Genomic DNA, 20,046 nt, shown 5'->3' with positions numbered 1-20,046 from the left:
ACATGCCGCAGCGAACATACATGCCGTGCAGCGCAAGCACCACGACCGAATTCATGGACATTTGCATTTCGGCATCGATCGCCAAGTCTGCAACCAAGGCCGCATCGGAGCCGTGTGAAGAACAAGGTCTCCACAAAAAAAAGGAAAGATGCCCCAGACCAGCGGCATCAATCCCCTCGCGGCGATCTCCGATTCGAGATCCAAGCGCGCATTTTACATTGTTGAGTTACTTCTTCGGGCTAACGCTGTTGTTTCCGACGCCTTTGAAGTATTTGAAGAATTCCGAATTCGGGTCCACCACCATCAGATCATGACGGTTCTTGAAGCTGGCGCGATAGGCTTCCAGGCTGCGATAGAACTTGTAGAAGTCCGGATTCTGACCGAAGGCCTGTGCATAAATCTGCGAAGCCTTGGCATCGCCGGCACCGCGCAGTTTTTCGGATTCACGATAGGCTTCCGCCAGAATCACCACGCGCTGACGATCAGCATCGGCACGGATCTTTTCAGATTCTGCACCACCTGTGGAGCGCAGCTCATTGGCGACGCGTACCCGCTCCGACTTCATGCGCTCGAACACCGAGTTATTGATCTGCTCAACATAATCGACCCGACGCAGACGCACATCGATAATCTCGACCCCGATCTGCTTGGCTTCCGCCGCCACACGCAACTGAATCGCATCCATCACCTTATTGCGTTCGCCGGAGATCACTTCACGCACGGTGCGCTTGGTGATTTCATCATTCAGCGCGGCCTTGACGATCTGCGACAGACGATCCTGAGTGCGACGCTCATCTGCACCAAAGCTGACGAAATACAGGCGAGGATCAACAACGCGCCACTTGACGTAGGCATCGACCAGCACATTCATCTTTTCAGCGGTGATGAAGCGGTCGGCGTCCGGGGTATCCAGCGTCTGGATCCGCTTGTCCAGATACATCACGTTCTGGAACGGCGGCGGCAGCTTGAAATGCAGACCGGGTTCGTTGATGACTTGCTTGACTTCACCGAGTGCAAACACGATCGCCGACTGGCGTTGATCGACAACAAAAATGGTAGACGAAAACAGCCAGAGCGCAACGACAACGACAATGACTGAAGAAATGAGGCGGCCCATTATCGCACCTCCCTTTCACGCGACTCGCGCGGATCCCGGGTTCTCACGTCTCGTTGCGGATCGGTTGAATACACTGTGTCGTTTCCTGAAGTCACATTTGAAGACGAAGAAGCTGCTGCACCTGCGGCAGCGCCAGTAGCCGGCTGCTTGCCCGCTTGCGGCTGCGCTTCGGTTTGCTGGATCAGTTTGTCCAGCGGCAGATAGAGCATGTTGTTATTGTTCTTGGAGTCAACCATGACCTTGGTGGTGTTGGCGAAGATCTGCTGCATGGTTTCCAGATACATGCGATCGCGGGTGACGGCCGGTGCTTTCTGGTATTCGTCCAGCACCTGCTTGAAGCGAGCGGCATCACCCTCGGCATTGGCCACGACACGTGAGCGATAAGCATCGGCCTCTTCCAGCAGACGCGAAGCGGCACCGCTGGCACGCGGAATCACATCGTTGGCGTAAGCCTGGCCTTCATTCTTGAGACGTTCGCGATCCTGACCTGCTTTCACTGCATCGTCAAATGCGGCCTGGACTTGTTCAGGCGGCTGCACGCCTTGCATGGTCACGTTGGTGATCTGCACGCCGGACTTGTAGCGGTCCAGAATCTGTTGCATGCGCTGGTTGACGTCGAGTGCAACCTTTTCACGGCCTTCATACAGGACGAAGTCCATCTTGCTGCGACCGACAATTTCACGAATGGCAGTTTCGGCGACCTGGCGCACGGAGTCATCCGGATCGCGGTTGTTGAACAGCCATTCCGCAGCGTTCTTGAGTTTGTATTGCACCGCGAACTGAATGTCGATGATGTTTTCATCGTCGGTCAGCATCAGCGATTCTTTGAGTTGCTTGTTGCGCACGCTGCTGCGATAGCCGATTTCAGCGGTACGAACCTGCGAGACGTTGACGATCTCGTGACCCTGAATCGGGTAAGGCCAGCGCCAGTTGAAACCCGGCAGCGTGGTGTGGCTGTATTTGCCGAAAGTGGTGACGACCGCAGTCTGGCCTTCTTGCACGATGAAGAAGCCGCTGGCCAGCCACAGGAAAGCAACGATCAGCGCAATCACGCCTATGCCTATGCCGGCACCCTTGACGTCGCCGCGATTGAAACCGCCGCCACCGTTGTCTGAATTGCCGCCGTTGCCGCCGCCCTTCTTGCGGCCAAACATGCCGTTCAGGCGCTGATTGAAATCACGCCAAAGCTGATCCAGATCCGGCGGGCCATCATTGCCGCTTGGCTTTTCCGGACGTTTGTCGCCGTTATTGCCGTTATTCTGATTTTGACGGTTGTCATCTTGCGAACCGCGTCCCCATTGAGGATCGTTCAGCGAAAATTTCACACCAATTTTTTTGAATAATGAAACAAGCATGCGTTGCGATCCGGCTGTAGTTATTGGTTAAAGGAATCTGGAAGAATGCGCGCCTTCCCTGCTTCACGCGTGCATATCTTCTGAATCGACAGGCTGTGACCGACTGCGTCCCCGGGCATCCAGCGAAGCCCGCAGCGAAGCGGCCACCGCTTCTCGCAGCAAATCCAAGCCAGCACCAGACTTCGCACTGACAAAAACCCGCTGGATTTTACCATACTCATCATGCTCGACCGACGGCTCCAGGCCGGCGGCATCGATCTTGTTCCACACCAGAATCTGCGGAATATGGTCCGCCCCGATCTCTTTCAGAACAAGGTTGACCTGCTCGATTTGCTCCATTCGCACCGGGCTTGCCGCATCAACAACATGCAGCAGCAGATCCGCATGAATCGTTTCCTCCAGCGTGGCCCGGAACGCTGCCACCAGTTGGTGCGGCAGTTCGCGAATGAAGCCCACCGTATCGGAGATGACTACGTGCCCCACTTCCCCCAGATAGACCCTGCGCGAGGTGGTATCCAAGGTGGCGAACAGCTGGTTGGCGGCGTACACGCCGGCTTTCGCCAACGCGTTGAAGATCGTCGATTTGCCGGCGTTGGTATAACCCACCAGCGACACCGAAAACGTTTCGCTACGACCGCGCGCACGCCTTTGTGTGGCATGCTGCTTGCGCAATTTCTCAAGCACGGCACGCAGCGCCTTGACCCGGTCGCCGAGCAAACGGCGATCGGTTTCCAACTGCGTCTCACCCGGACCGCGCAGACCGATACCGCCCTTCTGCCGCTCAAGGTGAGTCCACCCGCGAATCAGCCTGGTCGACAAATGCTGCAATTGCGCCAGCTCGACCTGAACCTTGCCCTCGTGGCTTTTGGCCCTTTGTGCAAAGATATCCAGAATCAGACTGGTACGATCGAGCACGCGCGTCTTCAGCACGCGCTCAAGATTGCGCTGCTGAGCAGGAGACAAAGCGTGATTGAAGATGACGATGTCGAGCTTGAGATCGGCAACGGCGTCAGCGACTTCCTGAGCCTTGCCGGAACCCACGAACAATGCTGCATCCGGACTGGCGCGGCGACCGGTGATGGTGATCACCGGTTCCGCCCCAGCGGATTTTGCCAACAAAAACAATTCATCCAGACTCGCGGCAAAATCGTTCTTGCCGAAATCCAGGCCGACTAACGCGGCACGCATATCAGAATGCACACGGCGTAGCGCCGGCTTGTTGAACCATTATTCAGCGTCGGAGGAGTCGAGACTCAGATTGACCGCACGTGCAGGCACGACGGTAGAGATGGCATGCTTATAAACCATTTGCGTAACGGTGTTACGCAGCAGGACGACATACTGGTCGAAAGATTCGACATGACCTTGCAGCTTGATGCCGTTGACCAGATAGATCGAGACGGGAACATGCTCTTTTCTCAAGGCGTTCAGAAATGGGTCTTGTAACAATTGCCCTTTGTTGCTCATGGCAGCTCCACTGTGTTGTTGTGATTAGGACTTGGAGGCACTTTAATTTAAATCAAGTGCTTTACCAATCTTATGCGTGTGAATGTAAACGATTTTCCAACTATCGACAAAAACTGATTAAGTTATTACAGCTTCTTTACCGGTCTATTTGTCTTGCCGAATGAATGGATTCTTGCTCGAGCGGAACTCGATACGGAGTGGAGTGCCAACCAAAGAGAAAGTTTCCCGAAAGTGCTTCTCGAGGTAACGCTTATAGCTGTCTTCAATGCTTTCCAGAGCATTGCCGTGAATCACCACCACCGGAGGGTTCTGTCCACCTTGGTGCGCATAGCGCATCTTGGGACGGATAGAACCCTTGCGACGCGGCTGCTGATGCTCCAGTGCCTCGATCAGCGCCCGGGTCAGCTTGGGCGTGGTCAGATTGGACATGGCAGCGGCATAAGCCGAATCGATCGACTTTATCAAGGGACCGATGCCGGTTGCCTTGATGGCCGAAATAAAGTGGAACTTGGCGAAGGACAGGAAGTTGAGCTTGCGCTCGATATCCGTCTTGATCTGATCGCGCTGATCGCTCTGCAGACCATCCCATTTGTTGACGCCCACCACCAGCGCGCGGCCGGATTCCAGCACGAAGCCGGCGATGTGCGCATCCTGCTCGGAAATATCCTGCTGCGCATCCAGCAGCAGCAAGACCACATTGGCTTCCGAAATCGATTGCAGCGTCTTGACCACCGAAAACTTCTCGATCGCCTCAAACACTTTGCCGCGACGACGAATGCCGGCGGTATCGATCAGGGTGTAATGCTTGCCGTCGCGCTCGAATGGAATTTCAATCGAATCACGCGTCGTGCCCGGCATGTCGAACGCGATGACGCGCTCTTCACCAAGCAAGGTATTGACCAGCGTCGACTTGCCGACATTGGGACGGCCGACGATGGCGATCTTGATGCCGCGTGCAGTTTTTTCTTCTTCAGACTCCGGCGCGCGTTGCGCCTCCGCCTGATTCAGGGCTTCGTCAACCAGGTCGGCCACGCCGTCGCCGTGCGCGGCGGAGATCACATACGGATCGCCCATGCCGAGCTCGTAGAAGTCAGCAGTGACCGAGGTGTACTTCATGCCCTCGGACTTGTTGACCACCAGCATGACGGTGCGGCCCGCCTTGCGCAGAAAATCGGTGATGGTCTTGTCGTGCGGCGTCAGGCCCTGACGTCCATCCACGATGAATATCACCACGTCGGCCTCGACCACCGCCTGCTTGGTCTGCTTGGCCATTTCATACATGATGCCTTCTTTGGCGACAGGCTCGAAACCACCGGTATCGATCACCAGAAACGGGCGTTCGCCGACCCGGCCTTCGCCGTAGTGACGATCCCGCGTGAGGCCGGGCAAATCCGCAACCAGCGCGTCGCGGCTACGGGTCAGCCGATTGAACAACGTCGATTTGCCGACGTTGGGGCGGCCTACAAGTGCAATTACCGGTTTCATTAAAATTATTCGGTCACTAGCGCGACCACTGTTCCTGATTGAGTTTGGAAAATCACTGAACGATCGGCACTGACCGGCGCTGCAACGATGGGACTGCCATCGGTAGCAACGCGTGCGGCAAATGCGCCATCATCACGTGAAAGGAAATGCACGTAGCCCTCAAAATCGCCGACGGCTACAGTCGAACCGGCGCTGATCGGCGCCGACAAACGACGGTTCTTCAACTTCTCGTTGCGCCACACGCTGGCGCCGGTATCGCGGTCGAATTCAGTGACTGCACCACCGACATCAGCCGCAAACACGTAGCGCGCATCCAGACCGAGGCCGACGTCGCTGGAGAATTCCTTGATCCAGCGCAGATTGCCATTGATCAGATCGAAGCAGCCGATGCGGCCCTGGAATGCCACGGCGCACACATCGCGCGCGCCTACCGACGGCATGCCGGATACATCGGAAATACGCTCCAGCTCAGTCGTGCCGCGCGGATCGCCGACCGGCACTTCCCAGCGCGGACCACCATTGTTCAGCGCCAGCGCCGACAGTCGGCCACCGGGCAATGCCACGAAAGCAGTCTGCGAATCGATCACGATGCCCGGCGCAGTACGCAAGGTCAGCGACGGCACAGTGCGTTGCACCAGCCAGCGGCGCTGACCGCTTTCAGCATCATACGCTGCAATATTGTTGTCGATGCTGCGCACCACCACCATGCCCTGGCCGACGGCCGGAGCCGACAGCACTTCACTGGAGGCCTGCGCCTTCCACAGCGATTTGCCGGCAGCATCGAATGCCTGGATCTGCCCCTTTTCACCCACCACGGCGACCGTGTTGCCGTCAGTACCGACGCCGGCAGTCAAAGGCATGCCGACGCTGATGCGCCAGACAGTCTGACCATTGCTGGCGTTGATGCGCATCAGATTGCCGTCAGCCGACGCTGCAAACACGCTGCCGCTGGCAACTGCCGGAGAGAAGGTGAAATTACCCGCCTTGCCGACCGATACCGTCCACGCCTTCTGGACGCGCAGCTTCTCGGAAAACTGCACCAGCGGTGCCGGCGGATTCGGATCCTTCTTGCTACTGAACAGCGAGCATCCGGACAGCGTCGCCACGGCAGCCAGTGCCACCAGCGTCGCCGTCAGGCGCACGCGGGATTTGACTGCGGCGGTTGTTGTGAACGTTGTGACAGACGTTGACGCACTACGCATATTGTTTTTCCTCTGAGCGAATGAATTGAGTCGCGGGCCGCCATGCGGCCTCGGAATGCATGAAATTTCAGGTTCAGTTTCGGTATCAGGCCTTGGCCGGAGCGCCGCCAATCGCATCCAGCTTGAGCTGAATCAGCTGACGGCCCGGATCTTTTTCTTCCGTCTTTTCCAGCGCCAGCTGGTAAGCAGCGCGTGCATCATCACGCTTGCCCTGCGCCAACAGGATATCGCCCTTGCGATCGGCGATGGTGCCGGCAAACTGCACCGGGTAATCGGCGGACAGCACCTTCAGCGCTTCATCGTAAGCCTTGGCATCAAGCAACACGCCGGACAGACGCACGGCTGCGATCGCCTTGTATTCTGCGCCGCGACCGTGATCGATGACCCATTGCAATTGCTTCTTGGCGTTGTCGGTGTCATTCGCTTCGAATGCCGCCTTGGCGGCAACCAGCGCGCTCATTTCAGCATAAGCCGTGCCACCGAACTTGTCCTGGATATCGGACGCCATGCGTTGTACCTTGGCATTGTCGCGGGTTTCCATCGACTTCTGCAGCTCTTCGTACAGCATGGAAGCCTGCGCCGACTGACGGCTCTGATAGGTGTTCCAGCCGGTCCACGCAGCGTAGCCGGCCAGCGCGATGATCAGAACCCAGGTCACCAGGCTGCCGTACTTGCCCCACCAGGCCTTGATGGAATCAAGCTGTTCTTGTTCTTCGAGATCGTATGCCATGAATATTTACTGGTAACTGAAATTAAGGATGGTAATGAACGTGGTCGTGATCATGGTCATGATCGTGACCATGGCCGACGATCTGGTCGACCACATAATCGACGACGGCATCGAATTCGACGCTGACCTGATTCTGTTCTGCGCCCTCTTCCGCGCGCAGGTGTTTGACCACCGCGGTATTGGCGGTCACTTCGTCTTCGCCGATGATCACCGCAAAGGCAGCGCCGCTGCCGTCGGCGCGCTTCATCTGCGCTTTGAAACTGCCGCCGCCGTTCGCCGATGCGCAATGTAGCACAACATCGAGTCCGGCAGTCCGCAAACGTTCCGCCAATACAAATGATTGCAGTTGTGCGGCTTCGCCTTGATGCACGACGTAGACGTCGCACTGGTTCGGCGCGTATTGCTCGCCGCTGGCTTTCATCAACTCCAGAATGCGCTCCACGCCCATCGCGAAACCGCAGGCCGGCGTCGGCTTGCCGCCGAACATTTCGATCAGCGGATCGTAACGCCCGCCGCCGCAGACCGTACCTTGCGAACCCAGTTGATCGGTGACCCATTCGAACACGGTACGGTTGTAATAATCCATGCCGCGCACCAGACGCGGATTGATGGTGAACGGAATATTGTTGTGATTCAGAATCTTCTGCACGCCTTCAAAGTGCGCACGCGATTCTTCGCCGAGGTAATCCAGCAGCTTGGGCGCGGCATTGACCATCTCTTGCATGGTCGGATTCTTCGTATCAAGGATGCGCAGCGGATTGGCATGCAGACGACGCTGGGCATCGGTGTCCAGCAATTCCTTGTGCTGCTCGAAATACGCGATCAGGTCCACGCGATGCTTGTTGCGCTCTTCGGCGTTGCCGATGGAATTGAGCTCCAGACGGATATCGCTCAGGCCGAGGTCATCCCACAGGCGCTGACACATCATGATCAGTTCGGCATCCACATCCGGGCCGGTGAAACCGACTGCCTCCGCACCCACCTGATGGAATTGACGATAGCGGCCGCGCTGCGGACGCTCATGACGGAACATCGGCCCGACATACCACAGACGCTTGGGGCCGTCGTAAGTCAGATTGTGTTCCAGCGCAGCGCGCACCACGCCGGCGGTATTTTCCGGACGCAGGGTCAGTTGATCGCCGTTCATGGAGTCGGTGAAGGAATACATTTCCTTCTCGACAATATCGGTCACCGCGCCGAGGCCGCGCGCAAACAAGGCGGTCGGTTCGACAATAGGGGTGCGGATCTGCTGAAAGCCATAGCTCTTGAGCACCGAATGCACGGTGTTCTCGAACAACTCCCACAGAGGCGCATCAGCAGGAAGAATGTCATTCATCCCTTTGACGCCAACGATCTTTTCGGCTTTCTTTTGCTCGGACATGCGGACACCAGATAGTGTTGTGTTCTTCAAAAATGGAGCGGCGCCGCTCTCGTTGTTTCCGCGCGGCGCTGCTTCGCTATAGGACTGTGATTCTTGTCACGATTCTTGCCATGATGCTGCGGCTGAGGACGCATCGCAGCATGCGTCTGGCTTGTGGTCTCGCTGTATTGCGTCATGCCTGCCGCGCGCCGGTCGGCACGCTGGCCCGGGCAATTATTCGACCCTGGCTTCCAGCAATAAATCGATGTCGATCAGGCGACGATCAAACCGGTCATCACACCGCAGCTTGCTTGCCGTAGTGCGATTGCACGTATTCCAGCACGATGCCCTGAAACTCTTCGGCAATACGATCGCCGCGCAAGGTCATTCGCTTCTCGCCATCAATGAACACCGGCGCAGCCGGCGATTCGCCGGTACCCGGCAAGCTGATACCGATATTGGCGTGCTTGGATTCACCGGGGCCGTTGACGATACATCCCATCACCGCCACGTTCATGCCTTCCACGCCGGGATACTCACCCTTCCAGATCGGCATCTGATCGCGCAGATAGGTCTGGATCTTGTCGGCCAGATCCTGGAATACGGTAGAGGTGGTCCGACCGCAACCCGGGCACGCAATCACCATCGGCGTGAATTTGCGCAAGCCCATGGTCTGCAGGATTTCCTGCCCGACCACCACCTCCCTGGTGCGATCACCGCCCGGCTCCGGCGTCAGCGAAATACGGATGGTGTCGCCTATGCCTTCCTGCAGCAGCACCGACAAGGCCGCCGTAGAAGCGACGATACCCTTGCTGCCCATGCCCGCCTCGGTCAGGCCGAGGTGCAGCGGATAATCGCAGCGGCGCGCCAGTTCACGGTACACCGCGATCAAATCCTGCACGCCCGACACCTTGCACGACAAAATGATCTTGTCTCCGGCCAGACCCAGCTCTTCGGCGCGCTGGGCGTTTTCGATGGCCGAGGTCACCAGTGCTTCATACATCACCGCCTGCGCCGGCCATGGCGTCGCGCGCTGCGCGTTTTCATCCATGATGCGCGCCAGCAGCGCCTGATCCAGGCTGCCCCAGTTGACGCCGATGCGTACCGGCTTGTCGTACTTGCAAGCCGCTTCGATCATCTGCGCATACTGCGTATCGCGCTTGGCGCCCTTGCCGACGTTGCCCGGGTTGATCCGATACTTGGACAAGGCTTGCGCGCACTCCGGATAGTCCATCAACAAGGTATGGCCGTTGTAGTGGAAGTCGCCGACCAGCGGCACATCCACACCCATGCGATCCAGTTGTTCGCGGATCGCCGGCACCGCTGCTGCAGCTTCCGGCGAGTTGACAGTCAGACGCACCACTTCGGAACCGGCACGCGCCAGATCCTTGATCTGAATCGCGGTGCCGATGGCGTCGGCGGTATCGGTATTGGTCATCGACTGCACCATCACCGGCGCCCCGCCGCCCACCTGAACTTGATGAGCGCCCTGGCTGATAGTTACCTGGCGGCTGACGCGGCGGGCCCAGGGGCCGGAAGCAATCGGAGAAGACGAAGACATAGCTGTTGGCTGAGTTGGCGGTTTAATTCAGATTCAGACGAGCAACATTGCCGCCGTTGCTGACCTTCAGGTCCAGCGGCTGACCGCGCAAGGAAGCATCGACACCGGCCGCATTCCCGATCACCAGCGCACTGGCATCGGACACATCAAAAGTTTCGGTGCTGCCGGCCTTCAGCAGACGCGAAATGATCGTGGTCTTGTCCGCGCGGCGGATTTCCACCCAGGAATCTTCGCGCAGAGTCAGACGCAGCAAATCCTTGCTGCTGGTAATTTTCAAACCGCTTTCGGCCGCACTGGTATTTTCACCCACTGCAGGAATATTTGCCGCAGGCGCCGAACTTGCAAGCGGCTTGACCGGCGCCTGAACCGGAGCAGGCATCGCTGCCGGCGGCGGTACGGAGGCGACGGCTGGAGTTGCCGGCACGCTTGCAGCCGGCGCCTCGATCTTGCTGGCATTTTCTGTGCTGGCGCCGTTAGTCAGTTCAACACGGGCATTGGCAGGCAGCTCGGTAGAAGATTCCGCAGCCGCCGGCGCAGTTTGCGCCGCTGCGTTCGCATTTTCGCCGGCTTCCGGCGTCGCCACAGCCGATGCATCGCTCTGGCTGGCCTTGAGCCAGGCCAATTGCGGCACATCATTCAATACATTGCCCCAGCGCACCGCGCCGGCGCCGGCCAGCAGCACCACCACGACCACGCCCGCTGCGATCCAGGCGGCACTTCCGCCCGAACTGCCGCGATTGCCGAGGTTGGGCAAAGGTGTTTGTGAAAACGGCGTCGACAGACTGCGCTGCGGCACGATGGCATCACGCTGAGCGGCCGGACCATCTTGCGGCAGTCCCAGCAGCAGGGCACTTGCGTCCATTCCCATCAACTTGGCATAGGCGCGCACAAAACCGCGCGCAATCGCCAGACCGGGTAAAGCGCCAAAATTATCCGCCTCGATGGCCGCAACCTGACGCGGGGCCAGCTTCAACTGACTGGCCACCTGCTCGACCGACCAGCCGCGGGCCTGACGTTGCGCGGCCAGCAAAGAGCCGGGCGCAACTGGCGGCGGTGGTGCCATGGATGCAGCGACTTCAGGATTTTGCGATTCGTTCATTTGCTGATCACTCATCAAATGCTCCACGTTGATAAGCTGCGTATTCTGGAAAATTCACTGAAAAACCTGCAGTCAAGGCCGACAAATTTCTCAGGGAATGCCGGCTTGCCACACGGCCCGCCGAGTAATATTTCAAGCGGCCGGCAAGCGCATTCCACACTTGCCCCGCACGTGCCGCAAAAAATGCCGCGCTCTGGCCTGACAACCGCTCTACCTGATCCGCCGAGCGCGCATTCGCCATGCACACACGCACCCGGCTCGCCACTTTCAGGCATGGCAAACCGAATGCAAAAAAACTGAAATCGAGATTCTTGAAAGGGGTTGGCAGCAACGGCAAATACGCTCTCAAAAACTTTGAGAAATCAAAGATGCCGATGCTGCTCAGAGAAGCAAGCTGCGAATTCCGCCCGACTATGCTCAACCGGATATCTCCACGATGCGCCCGAAATTCTTGCCGAATTTGTCCTGATACTCGGTCATCTTCTGCATGCGTTCCTGCACGCGGGTGCGATCCTTGACTTCGCCGGCCAGTTGACCACAGGCCGCATCGATATCATCACCACGCGTCTTGCGGATGGTGGTGACGATGCCGGCATCCATCAGCACCTGCGCGAAGGCCTTGATACGAGGATTATTGGAACGCTTGAGACCCGACTCAGGAAACGGATTGAACGGAATCAGATTGAATTTGCATGGAATAGCGGTATCGCCGTTCAGCACCAGATCGACCAGCTCGCGCGCATTCGCGTCACTGTCGTTGACTCCGTCCAGCATGCAATATTCAAAGGTGACGAAATCGCGCGGCGCGAATTCCAGATAGCGTTTGCAGGCCGCCATCAATTCACGCAGCGGATGTTTTTTATTCAGAGGAATCAGTGCATCGCGCAAGGGATCGTTCGATGCATGCAAGGACACCGCCAGTGCCACCGGACACTCCTGCGACAGCTTGTCGATCATCGGCACCACGCCGCTGGTCGAGAGCGTCACGCGGCGGCGCGACAGGCCGTAGGCATTGTCGTCCAGCATCAGACGCAGCGAAGTCACGGTCGGCTCAAAATTGAGCAGCGGCTCGCCCATGCCCATCATCACCACGTTGGTGATCTGACGCTCGCCCTTGGGGCCGCCTTCTATGCCCTTGGTCTTGCGCAATTCGAATTCGGCCATCCACAGCTGGCCGATGATTTCAGACACCGACAGATTGCGATTGAAGCCTTGCTTGCCGGTCGAACAAAAACGGCAGTTCACGGCGCAGCCCGCTTGCGTGGAAATGCACAGCGTGCCGCGATTTTCTTCAGGAATGAATACGGTTTCGACCGCATTGCCCTGGCCCACGTCGACCAGCCACTTGCGCGTACCGTCGGTGGAGGTGTGATCGCTGATGATGGCTGGCGCGCGAACTTCGGCGCGCGTCATCAGCTTTTCGCGCAGGGATTTGGCCAGATCGGTCATCTGACTGAAGTCAGCGACGCCGTACTGGTGTATCCAGCGCTGCAATTGCTTGGCGCGAAACGGCTTCTCACCCAACTCGCCGCAATAAGCGACAAGTTGCGCGGGATCCAGATCCAGCAGATTGGTGAGAGCTGTAGTCATACTATTTTCCGTAGCCAATCATTGAAGTATTTCATAAACACATCAATTCAAAGGCCTGAATTGACGGAATAAATTAACGCGAATAGATGTTCAGTGCCGGGAAGAAATAGGCGATTTCAGCCTTGGCAGTGTCAGCAGCGTCCGAACCGTGCACGGCGTTAGCGTCGATCGAGTCAGCGAAATCGGCGCGGATTGTGCCCTTTTCTGCCTTCTTTGGATCGGTTGCGCCCATCAGGTCACGGTGCTTCAGAATTGCGTTTTCGCCTTCCAGAGCTTGCACGATCACAGGACCGGAAACCATGAAGTCGACCAGATCCTTGAAGAAAGGACGTTCGCGGTGAACCGCGTAGAAACCTTCTGCTTCAGCGCGCGACAGGTGCATCATGCGTGCAGCGATGATTTTCAGGCCTGCGCCTTCGAAACGGGAATAGATCTGACCGATCACGTTCTTTGCGACGGCGTCCGGCTTGATAATCGACAGGGTGCGTTCAATTGCCATGAGTAAAAACTCCAATAAAAATAATGGCTTAAAGCCATAAATTGATGATCCAATGAACCTTGTATTTTAGCACGAAACGGCCGAAATACAGCGCATTTACCCCGCACTGCACTGACTAAGGCGCCGCCTGCCATGGATTCATGCAAATAGCCCTCGAACTTCGCCTGGTCCGCCCCTGTCTTAATCAAGCTTTCCCGTGCTATGCTTGACTCGCATTTTTAACGCAACAGGAGGACGCATGAACCAACATTTAGACACCACCTTTGGCAATGCCGGCAGCGTTTCGCGCACGCGCAATCGTGTGCTGCGCAACACATACTGGCTGCTGGCGCTGTCGATGATTCCGACCGTGCTGGGCGCCTGGCTCGGCGTACAACTGCATTTCAGCCTGATGGCAGGCAGCCCGATGATCGGCTTCGTGCTGTTCATGGCAATTGCCTTCGGCTTTTTCTACGCGATCGAAAAAACCAAGAATTCCAGCCTCGGCGTGGCAGTGCTGCTGGGCTTCACCTTCTTCATGGGTCTGATGCTGTCGCGGCTGATCGAATTCACGCTGGGTTATTCCAACGGCGGAACGTTGATCATGACGGCCTTCGGCGGTACTGCACTGGTGTTCGGCGTGATGGCCACAGTTGCAACTGTGTCCAAGCGCGACTTCTCCGGCATGGGCAAATGGCTGTTCGCCGGCCTGCTGGTGATCATCGTTGCCGCAGTCGCCAACATCTTCCTGCAATTGCCAGCTTTGCAACTGACAATTTCGGTGGTGGCGATCGCGATCTTCTCGGCCTACATCTTGTTTGATGTACAACAGGTGATCAACGGCGGTGAAACCAACTACATCTCCGCAACACTGCGCATTTATCTGGACGTCTACAACGTCTTTGTGAATCTGCTCTCGATTCTGGGTATTGTCGGCGGTAATCGCGACTGATAGACATGAATGCCGCGAAAGCGGCAACAAAAGAAAAAGCCAACCTTCATGGTTGGCTTTTTTTCATCCTGAACTCGGGCGCGCTGCCGAAAACCGCAGGCAGCCCGAATCGCAAATGCCGGCTCGCCATCTTGCATCTGCATTCAACTCAGGCCAGATCAAACACCGCAATCGACTCTACGTGCGCGGTATGCGGGAACATGTTGACCACGCCAGCCAGCTTCAGAACATAGCCGGCGTTCTGCACCAGCAAACCCGCGTCGCGCGCCAAGGTCGCCGGATTGCATGACACATAAACAATCCGCTTCGGCCTCAGTTCCGGTTGCGTTGCGCTCAGGTCGCCCAAGGCGTTGCAGATTTCCATCGCACCCTCGCGCGGAGGATCGATCAGCATGCGATCAAACTTGCCCAGCGCGACAAAATCCTCTGCCTTGGCCTCAAACAGATTACGGCAGTAGAAGCTGGTCTTCTCCGAAACATGATTGACCTTGGCATTCTCCAGTGCGCGCTCGGTAAGCGCAATGCTGCCTTCGATGCCCACCACTTCACGCGCCAGCGTAGCGAGAGGCAAGGTGAAGTTGCCAAGGCCGCAAAACAGATCGGCCACGCGATCCTCAGGCTGCACATCCAGCAGACGCAAAGCACGCGAAACCAGCACGCGATTGATCTGATGATTGACCTGCGTGAAGTCGGTCGGTTTGAACGGCATCTTGATGCCGAATTCCGGCAAGGTGTAATGCAATTGCGACTGCGCAGGGTAGTAAGCTTGTGCGGTATCCGGCCCCTTGGTCTGCAGCCAGAACTCGACCCGGTACAGATCGGCAAAGGCCTTGAGCTTGACCTCGTCTGCGGCCGACAGCGCCTCCATGATGCGCAAGACCAGCACCGTCACCTTGCTACCCTTGTCGCCTTCGCCGACCGCCAGCTCGATCTGCGGCACGCCGTCCCGAATGCTCAGTTCGCTTACCAGCACACGCAGCGGCACCAGCATCTGCGACACATTGGGCGGCAAGATTTCGCAGGTCTTCATGTCGGCGATGAACGAAGAGTGACGCTCGTGAAAACCGACCAGCACGCCCCCCTTCTTGGCCACATGACGCACCGAAATCCGCGCGCGGTAGCGATAACCCCAGGTCGGCCCATACACCGGCCGCAACATGGTTTCAGCCCTCGTCTTGCCGATATGCCAGAGATTGTCTTCCAGCACGCGCTGCTTCATAGCGACTTGCGCCGCAGGCTCCAGATGCTGCATGGCGCAGCCGCCGCAGACGCCGAAATACTCACAGGCCGGCTTGACGCGTTGCGAGGATTCACGATGTACGGCGGTGAGTTTGGCGGCTTCCCATTTGGGCTTGCGGCGGAAGGATTGAAAGCCCACCCGCTCGCCAGGCAAGGCGCCCTCGACGAAAATGACCTTGCCTTGGGAGCCGTCTTCATTGCTCAGATGGCCGACGCCGCGACCTTCCATGTCGAGCGATTTGATATCGATGATGTCTTGTTGCATACCGGAAACTTGGGGCAGGACTGTATCTGCCCGATGAACGAAAGGCGCTATTGTGCGCGATCTGTGGAATGGATGGAAGAGCGGGAGAACAACGAAAAGCAGAATGAAAAGCGAGGGTTTCAGGCAGACTCAGCGCACGCCTCGTCCAAGACTTCAGATCTCAGAACAAGGCATCCTTGCCGACGCCGCGCGCGGTCAGCATGCGCTTCAGCTTGAGGAGCGCCTCCTGCTGCACCTGACGTACGCGCTCGCGGGTGATGCCCATCTCGGTCGCCAGCTGTTCCAGCGTGGAAGGATCATCATTGTCTAGACCGAACCGGCGCGCCACCACCACGCGTTGTTTTTCGGAAAGACTCTTCAGCCACTCCCGGATCAGCAGCGACATTTCATGGCTTTCAGCGCGGGTATCGGGATTTTCTTCGACCGCGCTTGGCAGCAGATCCATTAAACTGCCCTGGGGATCATTATCCAGCGGCGTATCCAGCGAGGCGGCATGCTCGGACAGCGCCAGCACGTCTTGCACGTCTTCCACCGGGCGATCGACCAGATGCGCGATGTCTTCGGCAGTGGCATCGCGGCCATCGTGATGCTGAGCTTCGAGGTGATATTTGGCGCGCAGCACCTGGTTCAGCTCACGCACCATGTGCACCGGCAAGCGCACCGTACGCGCCTGATTCATGATGGCGCGCTCTATGCTCTGGCGTATCCACCAGGTGGCGTATGTTGAAAAACGGAATCCGCGCTCAGGTTCGAACTTGTCGATGGCGCGCATGAGGCCGAGGTTGCCCTCTTCGATCAGGTCGAGCAAGGCCACGCCGCGATTGATGTAGTGCTTGGCGATCGACACCACCAGACGCAGATTGTGTTCGATCATCTTTTGCCGCGCCAGAAACTCGCCCTGCTTGGCCAGCGTCGCAAAATGGAGTTCTTCGGCCGCCGACAGCAAGGGCCGCGTGCCGATCTGATTCAGGTAATGCTGGGTGGTATCGGTGGACAGCTCGGCTGCCAGCACCTTCTTCAATTCTTCTACGCCTTCAGCCGGCGCCGCTGCTTCGGCTGAGTCCTCAGCCGCATCGTCACCCTCAATCACCTCAGGCTCTTCATCGCCGTCAGGCTGCTCTCCCATGTCGTCCATCCGGGGATCTTCAGCTGGCAGGTGATCGCGGTGATTGATGGTCATAAGCTAACGAGAGGGTAAATATTTTGAGGGATCGACAGGCTTGCCCTGCTGCCGGATTTCAAAGTGCAATTTCACGCTGTCGCTGTCGGAATTGCCCATCTCAGCGATTTTCTGCCCCTTGGTCACACTCTGGCCTTCTTTCACCAGAATCGTCTTGTTGTGCGCGTAAGCGGACAGCAGATTGTTGGTGTGCTTCACGATCACCAGATTGCCGTAACCGCGAATGCCGCTGCCTGCGTACATCACCTTGCCGCTGCCGGCTGCCAGCACCGGCTGGCCACTCTTGCCTGCAATGTCCAGACCTTTCTTGCCGCCGTCGAATGTGCCGACCACTTTGCCCTCTGCCGGCCACATCCACGACACGCTGTCGTCATCACCCGAGTTTGTCTTGTCGGTCGCAGCATGTTGCGGCTGCGGCTCCGGCTTGGCAACGCCTGCGGCGGCCGGTGCCGCAGGTGCAGCTGTTGTTGCCGGTGCGCTGGTCGGCGCGGTATCCGGCTTTTCCAGCTCCGCCAACGTGCTGTCGGAGTAAGCCCGCTTGTCGCCGCGCGGACCGATCTTGTTCGATGCCATTGCTCCGCTTGCAACCGGAGCAGTCCCCGAAGGTGCGCCCAGCGGCTTGACTTCTACGCCGGAGCTGGCCGGCGCAGCGATCGCGCCTGTCTGCGCGCCGCCGCTCAGATTGCTGTCAGGCGGCGCTACGCGCAGCACCTGATCGACCTTGATGTCGTTTGGATTGGTCAGGCTGTTCCAGGCGACGATGTCGCGATAGCTTTGCCCCACTTCCAGCGCGATGCGATACAGCGTGTCGCCCTTCTTCACGGTGTAGTAGCCGCGCCCTTGCGGCGCTGCCGCTGCGGCTGGCTTGCTCACCTCTACAGGTTTGGCGTCTCCCGTACGATCAACAATCGGAGCGGCAGTACGCGGGGTGGTGGTGCCGCACGCGGCCAGCAAACTGACAACCATCCCCAACAGGGCAAAACGAATTTTCTTCATGCTCGTTACAATTTAATTTTTTACAACGCTAGCGTTGACCCGCGCCCGACGCGAGAAGTTCATCCGGACAAAACGAGATCCGGCGCTGCAACGTATCCCACCGCGCCGTATTGTCATTTATCCATCATTCATGATTGCGTGGCCGTCGGCGGCAGAACAACTTGATATACGCCGGCCAGCCCACGCATTCCCCACAAGGTAAGACATCGCAGCAGTGCGCTTGCGGTGATCTGCCCTGCTATTCACTATTTTTCACCTGCTGTTTTATATCGTTCCCGGCCGCAGCGGCACAAAGTGGCACTGCTCCATGGTGGTACTGGTCCATTCGAATTTGCCGACGCGCTCGATCAGTTCCAGCACTTGCTGGCGGCCACCGACCGGCGCTACCAGCCGGCCGCCAATGGCCAGTTGTTCGAGCAAGGCCTGCGGCACTTCGAGTCCGGCAGCTGCCAGAATGATGCCGTCGAATGGCGCCACCTGAGGCAGGCCAAGCATACCATCTCCGTAATGCAAGCGGATGTTCGCGATCCGCAGCGGCCGTAAATTGGTTTTGGCCAGTTCATGCAGCGGCTTGATGCGCTCTATCGAATAGACTTCCTTGGCCACCCGCGACAATACCGCCGCCTGATAGCCGCAGCCGGTGCCGATCTCCAGCACCCGCTCCAGCCTGCCGCCGTTCTTGTTGTCACGCATCAACTCAATCATGCGGGCCACGATGTAAGGCTGGGAAATCGTCTGATGATGGCCGATGGGCAAGGAAGCGTCGATGTAAGCCTGGCTGGACAAGCCGGGCTCCATGAACATGTGGCGCGGCACGGCCTCCATGGCCGCCAGCACCAGCGCGTCCTTGACGCCCTGTTTGGCCACGCGCGCCACCATCGCCTTGCGCACCGCTTCGGAAGCGCCCGGCGCAGCATGATTGGACGAATTGGTCTGCGTTACCGGCATCACGTTGCGTACCGCCGTCTTCGGCGCAGCCGTCGCACTGAGCAGCGCATTGGGCGTTTGCGGCGACTGAATCGATTGCTTCAGCAAACCCTGTTGCACCGGCTTGAGCGAATCGCGCTGGGGCGTCACCGGCACGGCAACGTTGCGGGCGGCAGTCTGCGTGGTCACGCTGACGCGCGCATTCACGGGCGCCTTGGCGGGTGCATTCGGGCCGGATTTTTTCTTGTCCACCACGGAAGACAAGGTCAGCGGAAAGCGGCTGGTCTTGCCGGTCATGCCAGCGCCTTTTTCAGATTATCCAGCTGCGCGGTGTGAGTCAGATCGATTTGCAGCGGTGTGATTGACACGTAGCCTTGCGCCGTCGCGTGGAAATCGGTGCCCTCGCCTGCATCACGGGCGGCGCCGGCAGGGCCTATCCAATACAGATCGCGGCCATGCGGATCGGTCAGCTTGTGTACCGGCTCCGAGGTATGCCGCTTGCCCAGACGCGTGGCAACGCAGCCCTTGATCTGCTCATAAGGCAGGTTGGGAATATTGACGTTCAGCAGATAAGGCTTTGGCAGACTGTCGAACTGGCGTTCGACCACTTCGCGTGCGATGCGGGCGGCAGCTTTCAGTTCGGCCCATCCCTTGTGCTGCTGAGAAAATGCGATCGCCGGAATACCGAACAGATAACCTTCGGTGGCGGCAGCAACAGTGCCCGAATACAAGGTGTCATCGCCCATGTTCTGTCCCTGATTGATGCCGGAGACGATCAGATCGGGACGCTCGCTCAGCAAACCGGTCAGCGCCACATGCACGCAATCGGAAGGCGTACCGTTCAGATAATAAAAACCGTTGGCGGCCTGCTCAACCCACAGGGGGCGATCCAGCGTCAGTGAATTGGAGCTGCCCGAACGATTGCTGTCGGGCGCAACCACGGTGATATCGGCGATGGGCGCCAATACTTCTGCCAGGGCAATGATGCCGGGCGCAAGATAACCATCGTCGTTGCTGATCAAAATCTTCATGTAAGTCGAGCC

At 58.0% G+C, this 20,046-nt stretch carries 19 protein-coding genes; 1 reads left to right on the top strand and 18 read right to left on the bottom strand.

The genetic code is table 11. The features are described from left to right. Positions 1–226: 226 nt before the first annotated feature. The 13 genes from hflC to ndk all read right to left on the bottom strand — a co-directional run bounded on the left by hflC (position 227) and on the right by ndk (position 13,465). Positions 227–1,117, bottom strand: a complete 891-nt coding sequence (gene hflC / locus PQR62_RS04365) for a protease modulator HflC (protein WP_408155188.1) — start codon at positions 1,115–1,117, stop codon at positions 227–229. After that, on the bottom strand, positions 1,117–2,472 hold the full coding sequence (hflK, locus tag PQR62_RS04360) for an FtsH protease activity modulator HflK (RefSeq protein WP_408155186.1): 1,356 nt from the start codon (positions 2,470–2,472) through the stop codon (positions 1,117–1,119). Before hflK ends, hflC begins: the two co-directional genes overlap by 1 nt. Positions 2,473–2,535: 63 nt before the next feature. Then, positions 2,536–3,660, bottom strand: a complete 1,125-nt coding sequence (hflX, locus tag PQR62_RS04355; protein WP_408155184.1) for a GTPase HflX — start codon at positions 3,658–3,660, stop codon at positions 2,536–2,538. A 39-nt stretch (positions 3,661–3,699) separates the two neighbouring features. After that, entirely contained in the window at positions 3,700–3,939 is a 240-nt protein-coding gene (hfq, locus tag PQR62_RS04350) for an RNA chaperone Hfq (RefSeq protein WP_050467890.1), read from the bottom strand. Between the two features lie 144 nt (positions 3,940–4,083). Beyond that, on the bottom strand, positions 4,084–5,424 hold the full coding sequence (gene der, locus PQR62_RS04345; RefSeq protein WP_408155181.1) for a ribosome biogenesis GTPase Der: 1,341 nt from the start codon (positions 5,422–5,424) through the stop codon (positions 4,084–4,086). 5 nt (positions 5,425–5,429) lie between these two features. Beyond that, positions 5,430–6,566 (bottom strand): outer membrane protein assembly factor BamB, encoded by a 1,137-nt coding sequence (bamB, locus tag PQR62_RS04340; protein ID WP_408155179.1) that lies wholly within the window; start codon positions 6,564–6,566, stop codon positions 5,430–5,432. Positions 6,567–6,711: 145 nt separating this feature from the next. Further along, positions 6,712–7,356, bottom strand: coding sequence for a YfgM family protein (locus tag PQR62_RS04335; protein WP_408155177.1), 645 nt, complete (start codon positions 7,354–7,356; stop codon positions 6,712–6,714). Positions 7,357–7,378: 22 nt separating this feature from the next. Next, entirely contained in the window at positions 7,379–8,737 is a 1,359-nt protein-coding gene (gene hisS / locus PQR62_RS04330; RefSeq protein ID WP_408155175.1) for a histidine--tRNA ligase, read from the bottom strand. A 274-nt stretch (positions 8,738–9,011) separates the two neighbouring features. Next, positions 9,012–10,277 (bottom strand): flavodoxin-dependent (E)-4-hydroxy-3-methylbut-2-enyl-diphosphate synthase, encoded by a 1,266-nt coding sequence (ispG, locus tag PQR62_RS04325; RefSeq protein ID WP_408155173.1) that lies wholly within the window; start codon positions 10,275–10,277, stop codon positions 9,012–9,014. A 22-nt stretch (positions 10,278–10,299) separates the two neighbouring features. Next, positions 10,300–11,391: a RodZ domain-containing protein gene (locus tag PQR62_RS04320; RefSeq protein WP_408155171.1), complete on the bottom strand. Its 1,092-nt coding sequence runs from the start codon at positions 11,389–11,391 to the stop codon at positions 10,300–10,302. Beyond that, on the bottom strand, positions 11,384–11,797 hold the full coding sequence (locus tag PQR62_RS04315) for a hypothetical protein (protein WP_408155169.1): 414 nt from the start codon (positions 11,795–11,797) through the stop codon (positions 11,384–11,386). Before PQR62_RS04315 ends, PQR62_RS04320 begins: the two co-directional genes overlap by 8 nt. Then, the gene (gene rlmN, locus PQR62_RS04310; RefSeq protein ID WP_408155167.1) at positions 11,794–12,966 is read right to left on the bottom strand and encodes a dual-specificity RNA methyltransferase RlmN; all 1,173 of its coding nucleotides are present in this window, start codon (positions 12,964–12,966) and stop codon (positions 11,794–11,796) included. Before rlmN ends, PQR62_RS04315 begins: the two co-directional genes overlap by 4 nt. 73 nt (positions 12,967–13,039) lie before the next feature. Continuing rightward, positions 13,040–13,465: a nucleoside-diphosphate kinase gene (gene ndk / locus PQR62_RS04305; RefSeq protein ID WP_408155165.1), complete on the bottom strand. Its 426-nt coding sequence runs from the start codon at positions 13,463–13,465 to the stop codon at positions 13,040–13,042. Between the two features lie 238 nt (positions 13,466–13,703). Here ndk and PQR62_RS04300 point away from each other — a divergent pair, with 238 nt between their 5' ends. Further along, positions 13,704–14,396: a Bax inhibitor-1/YccA family protein gene (locus PQR62_RS04300; protein WP_408155163.1), complete on the top strand. Its 693-nt coding sequence runs from the start codon at positions 13,704–13,706 to the stop codon at positions 14,394–14,396. Positions 14,397–14,544: 148 nt separating this feature from the next. Here the strand turns inward: PQR62_RS04300 and rlmD are convergent, their stop codons facing one another. The 5 genes from rlmD to surE all read right to left on the bottom strand — a co-directional run bounded on the left by rlmD (position 14,545) and on the right by surE (position 20,034). After that, on the bottom strand, positions 14,545–15,900 hold the full coding sequence (rlmD, locus tag PQR62_RS04295; RefSeq protein ID WP_408155161.1) for a 23S rRNA (uracil(1939)-C(5))-methyltransferase RlmD: 1,356 nt from the start codon (positions 15,898–15,900) through the stop codon (positions 14,545–14,547). A gap of 160 nt (positions 15,901–16,060) precedes the next feature. Next, on the bottom strand, positions 16,061–17,080 hold the full coding sequence (gene rpoS / locus PQR62_RS04290) for an RNA polymerase sigma factor RpoS (RefSeq protein WP_408155159.1): 1,020 nt from the start codon (positions 17,078–17,080) through the stop codon (positions 16,061–16,063). A gap of 3 nt (positions 17,081–17,083) precedes the next feature. After that, on the bottom strand, positions 17,084–18,076 hold the full coding sequence (locus tag PQR62_RS04285) for a peptidoglycan DD-metalloendopeptidase family protein (RefSeq protein ID WP_408155157.1): 993 nt from the start codon (positions 18,074–18,076) through the stop codon (positions 17,084–17,086). Between the two features lie 264 nt (positions 18,077–18,340). Further along, positions 18,341–19,300 carry a protein-L-isoaspartate(D-aspartate) O-methyltransferase gene (locus PQR62_RS04280; protein WP_408155155.1) on the bottom strand — a complete coding sequence of 320 codons (960 nt, stop codon included), beginning with the start codon at positions 19,298–19,300 and terminating at the stop codon, positions 18,341–18,343. Next, positions 19,297–20,034 carry a 5'/3'-nucleotidase SurE gene (gene surE, locus PQR62_RS04275; RefSeq protein WP_408155153.1) on the bottom strand — a complete coding sequence of 246 codons (738 nt, stop codon included), beginning with the start codon at positions 20,032–20,034 and terminating at the stop codon, positions 19,297–19,299. Before surE ends, PQR62_RS04280 begins: the two co-directional genes overlap by 4 nt. Between the last annotated feature and the right edge of the window lie 12 nt (positions 20,035–20,046).

It is taken from the genome of Herbaspirillum lusitanum (assembly GCF_046025995.1).
Taxonomy (GTDB): Bacteria; Pseudomonadota; Gammaproteobacteria; order Burkholderiales; family Burkholderiaceae_D; genus Herbaspirillum; species Herbaspirillum lusitanum_A.
This window is presented reverse-complemented; position numbering and strand designations above follow the sequence as displayed.

Coding starts and splice junctions, on each gene's coding strand:
- surE (WP_408155153.1), bottom strand. CDS start 20,034: ATGAAGATTTTGATCAGCAACGACGATGGTTATCTTGCGCCCGGCATC.
- ispG (WP_408155173.1), bottom strand. CDS start 10,277: ATGTCTTCGTCTTCTCCGATTGCTTCCGGCCCCTGGGCCCGCCGCGTC.
- PQR62_RS04335 (WP_408155177.1), bottom strand. CDS start 7,356: ATGGCATACGATCTCGAAGAACAAGAACAGCTTGATTCCATCAAGGCC.
- PQR62_RS04285 (WP_408155157.1), bottom strand. CDS start 18,076: ATGAAGAAAATTCGTTTTGCCCTGTTGGGGATGGTTGTCAGTTTGCTG.
- hflK (WP_408155186.1), bottom strand. CDS start 2,472: ATGCTTGTTTCATTATTCAAAAAAATTGGTGTGAAATTTTCGCTGAAC.
- PQR62_RS04280 (WP_408155155.1), bottom strand. CDS start 19,300: ATGACCGGCAAGACCAGCCGCTTTCCGCTGACCTTGTCTTCCGTGGTG.
- hflC (WP_408155188.1), bottom strand. CDS start 1,117: ATGGGCCGCCTCATTTCTTCAGTCATTGTCGTTGTCGTTGCGCTCTGG.
- hfq (WP_050467890.1), bottom strand. CDS start 3,939: ATGAGCAACAAAGGGCAATTGTTACAAGACCCATTTCTGAACGCCTTG.
- der (WP_408155181.1), bottom strand. CDS start 5,424: ATGAAACCGGTAATTGCACTTGTAGGCCGCCCCAACGTCGGCAAATCG.
- rlmD (WP_408155161.1), bottom strand. CDS start 15,900: ATGCAACAAGACATCATCGATATCAAATCGCTCGACATGGAAGGTCGC.
- PQR62_RS04300 (WP_408155163.1), top strand. CDS start 13,704: ATGAACCAACATTTAGACACCACCTTTGGCAATGCCGGCAGCGTTTCG.
- rlmN (WP_408155167.1), bottom strand. CDS start 12,966: ATGACTACAGCTCTCACCAATCTGCTGGATCTGGATCCCGCGCAACTT.
- rpoS (WP_408155159.1), bottom strand. CDS start 17,080: ATGACCATCAATCACCGCGATCACCTGCCAGCTGAAGATCCCCGGATG.
- hflX (WP_408155184.1), bottom strand. CDS start 3,660: ATGCGTGCCGCGTTAGTCGGCCTGGATTTCGGCAAGAACGATTTTGCC.
- PQR62_RS04320 (WP_408155171.1), bottom strand. CDS start 11,391: ATGAGTGATCAGCAAATGAACGAATCGCAAAATCCTGAAGTCGCTGCA.
- ndk (WP_408155165.1), bottom strand. CDS start 13,465: ATGGCAATTGAACGCACCCTGTCGATTATCAAGCCGGACGCCGTCGCA.
- hisS (WP_408155175.1), bottom strand. CDS start 8,737: ATGTCCGAGCAAAAGAAAGCCGAAAAGATCGTTGGCGTCAAAGGGATG.